This window comes from Stenotrophomonas sp. 2694 (genome assembly GCF_040548715.1).
In the GTDB taxonomy this organism is placed as follows: domain Bacteria; phylum Pseudomonadota; class Gammaproteobacteria; order Xanthomonadales; family Xanthomonadaceae; genus Stenotrophomonas; species Stenotrophomonas indicatrix.
In genome coordinates this window covers 193,141-205,485 of sequence record NZ_JBEPSG010000008.1, presented here as the reverse complement: position 1 = coordinate 205,485, position 12,345 = coordinate 193,141, and the positions used below count along the sequence as shown (strand labels likewise).

Below are 12,345 nucleotides of genomic sequence, written 5' to 3'. Positions count from 1 at the left end.
CCGATGCAGGAACCGAAGTGATCGAACTTCTACTCGATGGCAGCCCTGTCGCCGCCGCTACCGACGATCACCTGGCCAGCGCACTGGCGCTGGCCGCATCCATGCCCCAGTTCGAACTATGGGCATCGGTGCCCGACGGTCCATCGCTGTGCATGCTGCGCAATGCCGAGCATGCATGGCTGATGTACCTGCGCGAGCCTGGCGACGGCGGCTTCCACTCCTGCGGAAACGAACACCGCGCCGGCAACGCTTATTTCCGGCTCGACAATGGCCAGGTGGATGGCTATCCCCTGGCGTGGTGCATCGGCATCGAGGCGTGCTTCGCCGCGATCCGCTTCTTTCACGGCAATGGAGGCGCCCGCCTGGAACACATCGATTGGCAGCCCTGACCCCGGTAGAGGCCGACTTTGGTCGGCATGCCCCGCCTCGCATTCCGGTGGGTGCCAACCGTTGGTTGGTACGCCCTCCGGTAGAGGCCGACCTTGGTCGGCACGCCTTCCGTCGAGCAAGCGCGACGCCTACCAAGCGGCATCGCTAGAACCCTGGCAACCCCGGCGGATTGGTCTGCGACTGCGGCACCGCTTCTTCGGCCACATTCCAGCGCGCCAGCACCTTCGCGTAGGTACCGCTGCTGATCTGGGTGTTCAATGCCTGGGTCACCGCATCGGCCAGGCCACTGCCCTTGCGGGTGGTCACCGAGATCGCCGCTGCGTCCGGCCAGCCACCCGGGAACAGGCCGACCCGGCGCACCTTGCCATCACGCGCCGAATAGGCGCCGGTGGCATTCGGCTCGAACGACACGTCGGCGCGGCCGGTGATCACTGCCAACCGCCCGATCACCGCATCATCGAAGTACTGGTACTCCACCGGTTTCAGGCCTGCGGCGATGTTCTGCTTGTCCCATTGGCGCAGGATCTGGTCCTGGTTGGTGCTGGCCCCCACCACCACTTTCAGGCCTGCCACGTCGGCCGGTGTGGCGATCTTCTGGATCGGGCCATCGGTGCGGGTATAGATGCCCAGCAGGTCGAAACGATAGCTGGAGAAATCGAACTTCTTCTTGCGTTCTTCAGTGACCGTCACGTTCGACAGCACCGCATCGTACTTGCCCGATTCCAGCCCCAACGGCCAGTCGGCCCAGGCCACCGGCACCACCACCAGCTTCAGGCCCAAGCCATCGGCGATCAACCGCGCGATGTCCGGCTCCACGCCCACCACTTCCTTGCTGTCGGCACCGTAGTCGGCCAACGGCAGCTGGCCGGGATGGGTGGCGATGGTGAACGCGCCCGGGGTGACGAAGCGATAGCCGGCCGGAATCAGCGCCTGCGCCTTCGGATCGGGCGTGCCCTTCAGTATCTGCGCGTTGCTGGCGGCCAGCGAGGTCGCCGCAACGGGCACGCCGTCGGGGCCCTGGCGCACGCGCGAATAGACGATGCCGGCAATGCCGATGACCAGCACACCGACGATCAACAGGGTGCTACGGGCGGGACGTCGCTGCGATGCTGGGCTCATGGCGGTTCTCGAAAAAGGGTTACAGGGTCTTGGCCAGGAAGTCGGCCGTGCGTTGCTGGCGCGGATGTTCAAACAGCGCGTCCGGCGTGCCCTGCTCGATCACCCGGCCCTGGTCCATCATCACCACGTGGTCGGCAACGCGGCGGGCGAAGCCCAATTCGTGGGTGACGATCACCAGCGTGGTGCCGGAACTGGCCAGTTCCTCGATCACGCTCAGCACCTCCGACACCAGCTCCGGGTCCAACGCGGAGGTCGGCTCGTCGAACAGCAGTACCTTCGGCTGCAGGGCCAGCGCGCGGGCGATGGCCACACGCTGCTGCTGGCCGCCAGACAGCTGGCGCGGGAAGGCATCGGCCTTGTCGGCCAGCCCCACCCGCTCCAGCAGGGTGCGTGCCTGCTGCTCGGCCTGGGCGCGCGAAATGCCGCGCACCGCGATCGGTGCTTCGATGATGTTCTCCAGTGCGGTCATGTGCGGGAACAGGTTGAAGCCCTGGAACACCATGCCGACTTCCGCGCGGCGACGGCGGATCTCACCTTCCGGCAGCTCGTACAGGGTGTCGCCGTCGCGGCGGTAACCGATCAGCTGGCCGCCCACGGTGACGAAGCCGCTGTCAGCACGCTCCAGGTGATTGATCAGCCGCAGCAGCGTGGACTTGCCCGCACCGGACGGACCAATCAGCACGGTCACGCTGCCGGCCCTCAGTTCCAGATGCACGTCATCAAGCACCGTCTGCTCGCCGAAGGCCTTGCCTACCCCCTGCAGGGACACAGCCGCGCCCGTTCCGGCCTCGATCGGCACGGCAAATGCCGCGCGGCTGGGCACGCGTGCAGCGGTCGCCGCCGCCCGCGGTGCTGCAGACGATACCCGCGACACGTTGCGCTCATGCTGCAGCTGGCCGCGGGCAAAGCGCTGCTCCACCCGCCGTTGCAGCAGCGACAGCACCGTCAGGATCACCAAGTACCAGACGGTAGCCACCATCAGCAGCGGCACCACCTCCAGGTTGCGCCGGTAGATCACCTGCACGGTGTAGAACAGCTCCGGCAACGCCAGCACGTAGACCACCGAGGTGCTCTTGGCCAGGCCGATCACATCATTGAACGCTGCGGGCAGGATCGAACGCATCGCCTGCGGCAGGATGATGCGGCGCACCTGGCGCCCACGCGGCAGGCCCAACGCTGCGGCCGCCTCGTACTGGCCGTGGTCGACCGACAGGATGCCACCACGGATCACCTCGGCCGAGAACGCCGCCTGGTTCAAGGTGAGGCCGAGCACGGCGGCAGTGAACACGCCGATCAGCTGCGTGGTCGGGTACGAGAACAGGCTGATGCCGGTGAAGGGAACGCCCAGTTCGATGGTGCTGTACAGGTAGCCCAGGTTGTTCAGCAGCAGCAACAGCACCAGCAGCGGAATCGAACGAAACAGCCACACGTAGCCCCACGACACTGCCGACAACAGCGGTGAACCGGAGACCCGGGCCAAGGCCAGCAAGGTGCCCAGCGCGAAGCCGAGGCCGGTACCGAGTGCGGTCAGCAGCAGCGTTCGCCCCAACCCTTCCAGTACCGGCCGGGCAAAGAACCACTCGGCGAACGTGCCCCAGCCCCAGCGCGGATTGCCCAGCACCGACTGCAGGCCGATCAGGATCAGCGCGAGTGCCAATACCGTGCCGATCACCTGCAACGGATGCCGCGCCGGCACGATCTTCAACGCCGTGGCCGGCTGGCGGACAATGCCCTCGATGGCAGTGGAAGGCGTACTCATGCCGCCGCTCCATGCAGTGCGAGGGCGGTTGCGTCGCCCGCCTGTGGCTGTGGCACCAGATGTTTCTCGAACGGCAGATGCGCGATGGTTTCCGGGTCCGCATCCAGATCGAACAACGCGGTGTAGCCGTGGCTGAGATACAGGCCGACCGCCTCGGGCTGGCGGAAGCCGGTGGTCAGGAATACACGCCGATAGCCCTGACGTGCAGCCTGGTCTTCCAGTTCCTGCAGCACGCGCCGGGCGATGCCCTGCCGACGCAGGCCAGGCAGCGTCCAGATGCGTTTGAACTCTGCGGTGTCCTCATCGCGATGCGGCATGAACGCGCCGCCGGAAATCGCCACGCCGTCGCGCAGCAGCAGCACGAACGCACCGACCGGGGCAGCGAAGGCTTCGGCCGGATAGCGCTGCAGCTCCTCGCGGGCACTGCCACCGATACGCCGGCGCACGTCCGCATAGCGGTGGTCGTACTCCTGCTCCAGGCCGTCGAACAATGGGCGCGCCAGCGGATCGTCCACCGAGGTGTACAGGAACCGATCGTTGTCGTACCGCACGCTCATGCCACGTCCTCCACCAGATAGTGCTCGGCCAGACGCGCCCACAGGCTGGCCGCCGGGGCGATGGCCGCGTCGTTGAACACATAGCGCGGGCTATGCAGCGGCGCGCTGTCGCCGTTGCCGACGAACACGAAGCTGCCCGGCCGTGCCTGCAGCAGGAAGGCGAAGTCCTCGCTGGCGGTACGCGGTGCGAAGGCCTCCACCACCTGCCGCGCACCGAACCCCTGTACCGCCACCTCGCGGATGTAGGCCGTCTGCTCAGGGTGGTTGATCACGCTGGGGAAGCCACGCGGGAATTCGATCTCGGCACGCGCACCGAAGGCAGCGGCGGTCTGCTCGGCAATGTCGGTGACCCGCCGGCGCAGCGTATCGCGCACCTCCGGCAGGTAGGCGCGCACGGTCAGCTTCAGCTCCACCACATCGGGGATGACATTGGCGGCCTGCCCACCGTGGATCGAGCCGACGGTGACCACGCCCATCTGCCGCGGATCGACATTGCGCGACACCACGCTCTGCAGCGCGGTGATGATGTGCGCGGCAGCCAGGATCGGATCGACGCTGCCCTGCGGCTCGGCGCCGTGGCCGCCCTTGCCGATCACCCGCAGACGCGCCCAGTCCACCGATGCCATCGCCGGTCCGTCGACGAAGCCGAAGTGCCCCACCGGCACGCCCGGCCAGTTGTGCAGGCCATAGATGGCATCGACCGGAAAGCGTTCGAACAGGCCATCGGCGATCATCTTCGAAGCGCCCGAGCCGGTTTCCTCGGCCGGCTGGAACACCAGCTGCAACGTGCCATCGAAACGCCCGTGGTGCGCAAGGTAGTGGGCAGCCGAGAGCAGGATGGCGGTGTGGCCATCGTGGCCGCAGGCGTGCATCAGGCCTTCGCGCTGGCTGGCATAGGCCAGCCCGGATTCTTCATGGATCGGCAGCGCATCGATGTCGGCACGCAGACCCAACCGGCGACTGCCCTGCCCACGCTGCAGCGTACCGACCACGCCGGTGCCACCGATGCCGGTGCTGACCGCATAGCCCCATTGCTGCAGCAGCTCGGCCACGCGGGCGCTGGTGCGGTGTTCTTCGAAGGCCAGTTCCGGATGCTGATGCAGGTCGTGGCGGATCGCGATGGCCTGGTCGGCACGTGCCGCGATTTCGGGCAGTACGCCCGTTGCCGGCGAATTCCGCCGGGCATGGCCCGGCGCTACCGAAGTGTCTCCGCTCATCGCCTTATCCCACCTTCCGCGCCGGCTCGGCGTCGGTGCTGTAACGGCTTGCCTTGCGTGGCAGGCCCAGGTGGTCGCGCAGGGTCTGTCCTTCCAGCGCACTGCGGTGGTAACCGCGTGCTTCCAGCAGGGGCAGCACCAGCGTTACGAAATCATCCAGGCCTTCGCGCTGCGCGGCGAAGCCGAGGATGAAGCCATCGCTGGCGCCGGCGTCGAACCAGCGGATCAGTTCGTCGGCCACATGTTCCGGCGTGCCGATGAAGTTCGGCCGCGGGCTCACCGCCTGCAGTGCCACCTGGCGCAGGCTCAGGCCCTGCTCGCGCGCGTCCTGCTTGATGCGGTCGGTGGTGGAGCGGAAGGAATTGGCGCCGATGTCACCCAGCTCCGGGAACGGTGCATCCGGGTCGTACTGGCTGAAATCATGGTGGTCGAAGAAGCGGCCGAGATACGCCAGGGCATCATCCAGCCCGGCCAGCGCAGCAATCGCCTGGTACTTGGCCTCGGCGTCTTCCGCCGTGCGGCCGACGATCGGGCCGATGCCCGGGAAGATCTTGACGTCACCGGCGCTGCGGCCATGGGCGATCGCCGAGTTCTTCACCTTCTGGGTGAACGTACGGGTCTCCTCCAACGACGGCGCGTGGGTGAATACCGCATCGGCGTACTTGCCGGCCAGCGCAATGCCATCGTCGGACGATCCGGCCTGGAAAATCACCGGCTGCCCCTGCGGCGAGCGCTGGATGTTGAGTGGGCCTTCCACCTGGAAGAAGCGGCCCTTGTGGTCGAGGCGGCGGAACTTCTCCGGCGCGAAAAACGTGCCGCTGTCGCGGTCACGCACGAACGCATCGTCATCCCACGAATCCCACAGGCCCTGCACCACTTCCAGGTACTCATCGGCAATCTGGTAACGCAGCGCGTGTTCCGGATGCGGACGCCCGTAGTTGCGGCCCGAGCCTTCCAGCGGCGAGGTCACCACGTTCCACCCTGCACGGCCACCGCTGAGCAGATCCAGCGAGGCGAACTGGCGCGCCACGGTGAACGGATCGCTGTACGAGGTGGAGAGCGTGCCGGCCAGGCCGATCTTCTTCGTCGCCGTCGCCAGCGCCGACAGCAGCGAGATCGGCTCGAAGCGGTTGAGGAAATGCGGGATCGACTTCTCGTTGATGTACAGCCCGTCAGCAACGAAGCCGAAGGCGATGCCGTTGTCCTCGGCGGTACGCGCGATATCGATGTAATAGCCCAGGTTGACGCTGGCATCAGGCACGTTGGACGGATGCTTCCACGCATGCATGTGGCTGCCGGGGCCCTGCAGCATGATGCCGAACGGGATGGGACGCGGGGTCGTGCTCATTGGGTCGCTCCAGCAGTCAGGCCACCGCCGCGCGGGGTTCGGGCGACAGCAGTTCAAGGGAGGTCAGGCGTGCGTCGAGGTCGGCCACCGGCGCGTCGAGGATGAATTCACCGACGCCGAAGCGGCGGTGCAGCGCATCCAGCTCGCTGCGTACATGCTGTGCATCGCCAGAGAGCACGCTGGGGCGTGTTTCTTCGATGCGGAAATCAGCAACCCCGACCTGCCGTGCGTACTCGGCAGCGGCCTCGGGGCTGGGCAGGTTCACCGTCTGCCCTGGGGCGAGGTGCAGCTTGTAGACCCGCAACGCGCCAATGTGGCGGGCGGCGGCCTCGCTGGTGGGCGCGGCGAAGGCCACCGTTGCCAGCAACGGGGCGTGCGCGGACACCGCGCGATAGGCCTCGAAGGCGGCCTCGATGTGCTTCGGGTCGCCATCGAAGTGGGCGGCGTAGACGAAGCGCCAGCCAAGCTCTGCGGCCTGCCGCGCACTCTGTGGACTCGCGCCCAGCAGGAAGCGCTCTGGCGGCGTCTGCGGAATCGGCCGCGCCTGCGCGTCTGCCTGCGCATCGGACAGATAGCCTTCCAGGTCGCGCAGCTGCTGGTCGAAATCGGCGAATGCCGGGCGACCGGCGGCCAATGCGGCAGTCGATGCCGGCAGACCACCCGGCGCCTTGCCCACGCCAAGATCCACGCGTCCGGGCGCAAGGGCGGCCAGCAGATTGAAATTCTCGGCCACCTTGTAGGGGGCGTAGTGGCGCAGCATCACCCCGCCACTGCCGATGCGGATGCGCCGGGTCTGCGCCAGCACCCACGCCGCCAGCACTTCCGGTGCCGGGCTGGCCAGCGTCGGCGCGGCATGGTGTTCGGCAAACCAGTAGCGGTGGTAACCCAGTTGCTCGGCGCGCTGTGCCAACTGCAGGCTGTTGCGCAGCGTTTGTTCGGGCGTGCTGCCGTCGGCCACTGGGCTCTTGTCCAACACGCTGGTGAGGTAGCTCATCGTCACGTCCTCGCTCAGGGATGGGCCACGGGAATGCCAAGCAGGCCATTCAGTGCCGCCAGGATCGGCTCAGCACCGGAGATGTACTGGCGCTGCTGGTACTCACCACTGGCGTGCTCATTGACCACGCCCTGCGGCAGCACCAGCTTCGGCAGCGACTGGTCCTGCTCACCGATCTCGGCGATCACCTCGCGGCGCGGCCGGCTGAAGCCGATGCGGCGCACATCCAGCTGTGCGTCCAGGCCATCGATGCTCGACAGCGCACCTTCCAGCAGCAGGCTGTGCCGGCAGAAGAAGCGTTGGCCGGGCAGCTGGCCGTCCTCGAACTCGCGGTCCAGCAGGAACAGGATGGGTTTGTGGGTTGCGTCTACAGCCACGGGATCGTCCTCGTAGGGGCCGGCAATGCACTGCCGCTTCGATATCGATGCTAGAGAAGGACGGCCCGATGCCAGCGCCGGAACTCGACAATCCACGGTCGGATCCGGCCATGCAGATGCAGGTTGGCAATAAGCAGACTGCCGGCCGTTATGGGCACGGGCGGCATCACGCCGCTTGCGCAGGTGCGCGCCAGCCCAGCGCCGGCGCGATGTCCTCGATCACCGTGGTGAGGATGCGCCGGTAGTCCTGCTCGGGCAGCTCATAGGGCAGCTCCACCCGCAGCTCGTCCACCTGCTGCAGCAGCGGATCGGCCTGCAACCGCGCGATGATCTGCGCCGTGCTGCCGACCACGTCGGGTGCGAACATCGTGCGTCGCGGCCCTTGCGGGGCCAGGGTGCGCGCATGCCGCTGCGCACTGAAGGCCTCGATCCGCTGCCGCGTGGCCGCATCCACACCCTCGGTGGGCACCAGCACCCGCCCCACCGCCACGCGGCGTGCGCTGCCCACCGGCAATGCCGCACGATAGGCCTGCAGGTGCTGCAGCTGGGCGCCAAAGAAATCATCACTCAGCTCGGCACGGTTGACGTTGCCCAGCAGCAGATTCAGCCCCTGCTCACCCGCAGAACGCGCCGACTGCAGGGAGCCAGCGCCATACCAGACCCGGTCCACCAACCCCGGCGCATGTGGCTGCAGACGCGGGCGATAGCGCGTGGCGGCGTTGCCGACTTCGGCATCGGCGGCGCCCAACGGCTCACCACGCAGCGCTTCCAGCAACCGCGCCACCCGGCCATGGGAAAAGTCGATGCGCGCAGGGTCGCTGTCGTACAGCAAAGGCCCTACCAGCTCCCCGTGCGGCGGCGCGCCAGTACTGACGCCTACCTGCAGCCGGCCACCGGCCAGCGCATCCAGCAATGACAGATCCTCGGCCAGGCGGAAAGGTGTTTCGTAGCCCAGCTGGATGACCGCACTGCCCAGTTCGATGCGCGTTGTGTGCTGGCTGGCCGCCGCCAGGAACACCGCTGCCGAGCTGATGCCCGGTTCCAGGTGCCGATGGCGCACCCACGCGCCGTCATAGCCCAGCTGTTCGGCAAACGCGATCAGCGCCAACGTCGCGTCCAGGCCTGCGCGCGGTTGTTCCGGCAGATAGCTTCCCGGCGTGAGGAACGCCAGGTGCCGCAGCTGCACCGCCACGTCCTAGGCGATCCTGCGCAGCGGCGCAGGCAGCGCCGCCGCCACGTGCGCCACGTGTCCCGCCGCACGCTCGGCCGCCAGTTGGATGCGTGCCTGCAGTGCAGCGCTGTTGATCCGGTCGCCGTCGAAGTCGGCTGGCGTGGCATACACCCCGATCGGTAACGTATGCGCTTGCAGGAAGCTGAAGAGTGGACGCAGCTGATGATCGATCACCAGCGCGTGGCGCTCGCTGCCACCGGTAGCCGCCAGCAGCACCGGCGTATCCACCAGCGCGTCCAGCCCGATGAAGTCGATCAGGTGCTTGAACAGGCCCGGATACGACCCGCGATACACCGGCGCGGCCGCCACCAGCAGCTGCGCCGATTCAATCGTGGCCAGCGCGCGCTCCACCTGCGGCTCTACTTCACTGCGCTGCAGCGCCTGCCCCAGCGAGCGCGCGATCGGCGCCAGCTCGACCAGCTCCACGCTGATGTTGATCCGCTCACGCAGTTCTTCCAGCAGATGCCGCACCAGCAGCAACGTGCGCGAGGTCGCCGAACTAGTCGGCGACCCCACCAATGCAACCACCTTCAATGCAGAAGACATGACCCCTCCTCGGTAGCGCCGGGCCATGCCCGGCGACGTTTCACATGAACCCTCAGAACCGGTAATTGACGCGCCCGTACCAGAACGTCCCGACGTTGCTCAGCACATCACCGCTGTCCCAGGTGGTCTCGATGCTGGCCACATCGGTGGCGCTGCGTGCGTACGCAGGCACCTTGCGGGTGCGCTTGTCGAACACGTTGTTGATGCCCAGCGCCGCGCTCCAACCGGCACCCAGCTCGACGCCACCGGACAGGTTGGTCACCAGCACCGGCGGCTGCTTGTACTGCACGCCGTTGTTCAGGCGCTTGATCGGGCCGTAGTAAGTGAAGTCCACGTTCGAACGCCAGCGCCCGTTCTGCCAGCCCAGCCCCGCCACCTGCGTGTACGACGGCGTGCGGAAGCGCAGCGCGTACTCACTGGATTTGGTCAGCAGGTTGATGTTCGGCAGCCCCTGCAACGCCTGCGGAATCGCGCTCACTTTCTGGATGGTGGTGCGGCCCACATTGGCCGCGTAGCTCCAGCGCAGCTTGCCCCACTGCGTTTCCTGGTTGGCTTCCAGGGTCAGCTCCACGCCGCGCGTGCGGGTGTCGCCCACGTTGGTGAAGTAGCTGGCATAGAACGCATCACCGGGCAGGATGCTGATGCCGGCCGTGCCCAGCAGCGCGTCGATGGTGTTCTTCTGCGCGGCGGTCAGCACGGTGCCACTGTTGTCGGTCACCCGCGCCGGGTCCTGCGCGTTGTAGCCGATCTGGCTGGACTGGCCCAGCTGGCCACGGATGTCGATCTGGTACGCATCCACCGCCAGATGGAAGGCCGGGCTCGGGTCCCAGGTCACGCCGAGGCTGTAGTTGGTGGCCTTCTCCGGCTTCAGTGGCGTAGCGCCCAGCGCCACTGCTGCCGGCGAAGCGACCTGCGCCACCAGCGTGGTACCGCACGGGCAGCTGCCGGTGGCCTGGTAGAACTGCGCGCCCAGGCTCGGCGCGTGGAAGCCATTGCTGACCGTGGCACGTACGCCCAGCGCATCGGTGAAGTCGAAGCGCGTGGTCAACCGACCGGTCGACACCGTGCCGAAGTCCGAGTGGTCTTCCCAGCGCGCGGCGGCATCCAGGTACCAGCGCGACGTGATGTTGGTCGCTGCACCGGCGTACACCGCCTTGCTGTTGCGGGTGGCCTTCACCGCATCGGCGGTCGAATAGCCCACGAAGGCGGCCGCACCGAAGCCGGTGTACGACTCCCACTGCCCTGCCCCGCGTTCGTACTGTTCGTGCTGGTACTCGGCACCGGCGCTCACTTCCAGTGGCGATGCGAAGGCCGCCACCTCGAAACCGCGACGCAGATCGAGGTTGGCGATGCCCTGCTGGTAATCCAGCTTGCCGTCATAAAAGTCGGTCGGCGAGTCCGGGTACGGCAGCGAGTAGTTCACCGAATTGCGGGTGTAGGTGCGCACCGTGTTGCGGTTGCCGGTCAGGCTGAAGTCGTAGTCCCACCCCGCAACCTGGCCCTTCACCCCAGCCGTGCCGGTGTACTGCTTCTCCTTGGTTTCCAGCACCGGCAGGAAGCCATCGGGAAACACGCTCAGCACGCCCGGCGCCTTGTAGGTGGTGAAGATCGTTGCCGGCAGGCGGAAGTTCTGGATCGCCTGCGCGGTGCGGTCGCTGGCGGTCGCATTGGCGTAGAACTGGGCGTTCTCGCCCAGCCCATGACCCACGTTCACCGCGAAGGCCTTCAGCGCATACGACGGCGAGCTGAGGATGATGTTGGCCTCGGCATCGCGCCCGGCCTCGGCCGGGTTCGGCGTCGCTCCAGCCGGCAGGCGGTTGTTTGGACGCAGCGCCACCAGGTTGCCGTTGCCATCCACGGCGGGATAACTCAGGTAGCCGTCGATGTAGCGCCGCGTGCGGATCGCATGGTGCTGGCGCGTGCTCTCGCCGGACAGGTTGATGAAGCCATCCTCGCCCCACGGCAGGCCGATGTTGGCGCGCACGCTGGTGCGGCTGCCGTCGCCGTCGGTGCTCTGCCCGCTCTCCACCGAAACATCGCCACCGTGCGCCTGCGATTTCAGGATCACGTTGATCACTCCGGTGATCGCGTCCGAACCATAGATGGCCGAAGCACCATCACGCAGCACCTCCACATGGTCGATGGCCGACACCGGAATCAGCGCCAGATCGGCCCAGGCGTGGCCGGGATAGCCGCCACCGTTGGCGCCACTGACATACGCGCTGGCGTTGCGGCGCTTGCCGTTCACCAGCACCAGCGTGTAACCCGGCGACAGGTTGCGCAGCTGGTAACCGCGGATCAGGCTTTCCTGGTCGCTCTGGTAACCGCCGATCTGGCTGAGCGATGGCAGGCTGCGCTGCAGCGCTTCCAGCAGGTTGGCCTGGCCGGTCGCGGCCAGGTCCTCGGCGGAGATCACGTCGATCGGTGTCGAGCTGTTCTTCACCGTGCGCGTGCTGGTGCGTGAACCGGTCACCACCACCGCATCCAGCGTGGACGCGGCAAGGTTCGCAGAAGTGGCAGTGGTCGCCGACGGTGCATCGGCCTCAGCCGCATACGCCGGGGCAGCGGCAAGAGTGGCGGCAATCAGCAGGGAGAGCGTGGACAGCGCAGGAATGTGGGCAGCAGGCATGGGGGCTCGTGGGGGTGGGCCGGAGACACGCCTCCATTCAAGAGCCCACGCCCAACACGCAACAGCGGATATCGCGTCATGTGACCGTCACATCGCGCCAGCCACATGACTGCTGGTAATGACCTTACGCAGCCTGCACACACCGGGTCGGATCCCTTTCCCAAGGAAAAGGCTCTGA

At 67.0% G+C, this 12,345-nt stretch carries 11 protein-coding genes; 1 reads left to right on the top strand and 10 read right to left on the bottom strand.

Annotation, left to right across the window (positions count from 1 at the left end):
- The first annotated feature begins 17 nt into the window (after positions 1-17).
- On the top strand, positions 18-389 hold the full coding sequence (locus tag ABIA73_RS12520; protein ID WP_354275867.1) for a hypothetical protein: 372 nt from the start codon (positions 18-20) through the stop codon (positions 387-389).
- A gap of 145 nt (positions 390-534) precedes the next feature.
- Here ABIA73_RS12520 and ABIA73_RS12515 read toward each other — a convergent pair whose 3' ends face one another.
- The 10 genes from ABIA73_RS12515 to ABIA73_RS12470 all read right to left on the bottom strand — a co-directional run bounded on the left by ABIA73_RS12515 (position 535) and on the right by ABIA73_RS12470 (position 12,167).
- Positions 535-1,509 carry an ABC transporter substrate-binding protein gene (locus ABIA73_RS12515; RefSeq protein ID WP_025874921.1) on the bottom strand — a complete coding sequence of 325 codons (975 nt, stop codon included), beginning with the start codon at positions 1,507-1,509 and terminating at the stop codon, positions 535-537.
- Positions 1,510-1,528: 19 nt separating this feature from the next.
- Complete coding sequence (locus tag ABIA73_RS12510) at positions 1,529-3,268, bottom strand: amino acid ABC transporter permease/ATP-binding protein (RefSeq protein ID WP_081323698.1); 1,740 nt, start codon at positions 3,266-3,268, stop codon at positions 1,529-1,531.
- On the bottom strand, positions 3,265-3,825 hold the full coding sequence (locus ABIA73_RS12505) for a GNAT family N-acetyltransferase (RefSeq protein ID WP_354275866.1): 561 nt from the start codon (positions 3,823-3,825) through the stop codon (positions 3,265-3,267). Before ABIA73_RS12505 ends, ABIA73_RS12510 begins: the two co-directional genes overlap by 4 nt.
- Positions 3,822-5,042, bottom strand: coding sequence for a M20 aminoacylase family protein (locus ABIA73_RS12500; RefSeq protein WP_354275865.1), 1,221 nt, complete (start codon positions 5,040-5,042; stop codon positions 3,822-3,824). The genes ABIA73_RS12505 and ABIA73_RS12500 overlap by 4 nt, the downstream gene beginning before the upstream one ends.
- Before the next feature lie 4 nt (positions 5,043-5,046).
- Positions 5,047-6,390: an LLM class flavin-dependent oxidoreductase gene (locus ABIA73_RS12495; protein WP_049465722.1), complete on the bottom strand. Its 1,344-nt coding sequence runs from the start codon at positions 6,388-6,390 to the stop codon at positions 5,047-5,049.
- A gap of 16 nt (positions 6,391-6,406) precedes the next feature.
- The gene (locus ABIA73_RS12490) at positions 6,407-7,384 is read right to left on the bottom strand and encodes an LLM class flavin-dependent oxidoreductase (protein ID WP_354275864.1); all 978 of its coding nucleotides are present in this window, start codon (positions 7,382-7,384) and stop codon (positions 6,407-6,409) included.
- 14 nt (positions 7,385-7,398) lie between these two features.
- Complete coding sequence (locus tag ABIA73_RS12485; RefSeq protein WP_089240600.1) at positions 7,399-7,761, bottom strand: DUF3088 family protein; 363 nt, start codon at positions 7,759-7,761, stop codon at positions 7,399-7,401.
- 166 nt (positions 7,762-7,927) lie between these two features.
- Positions 7,928-8,953 carry an LLM class flavin-dependent oxidoreductase gene (locus ABIA73_RS12480; protein WP_354275863.1) on the bottom strand — a complete coding sequence of 342 codons (1,026 nt, stop codon included), beginning with the start codon at positions 8,951-8,953 and terminating at the stop codon, positions 7,928-7,930.
- A 3-nt stretch (positions 8,954-8,956) separates the two neighbouring features.
- Positions 8,957-9,538, bottom strand: coding sequence for an FMN reductase (gene msuE / locus ABIA73_RS12475; RefSeq protein ID WP_025874937.1), 582 nt, complete (start codon positions 9,536-9,538; stop codon positions 8,957-8,959).
- Positions 9,539-9,590: 52 nt separating this feature from the next.
- Positions 9,591-12,167 (bottom strand): TonB-dependent receptor plug domain-containing protein, encoded by a 2,577-nt coding sequence (locus tag ABIA73_RS12470; protein WP_354275862.1) that lies wholly within the window; start codon positions 12,165-12,167, stop codon positions 9,591-9,593.
- Positions 12,168-12,345 lie beyond the last annotated feature (178 nt).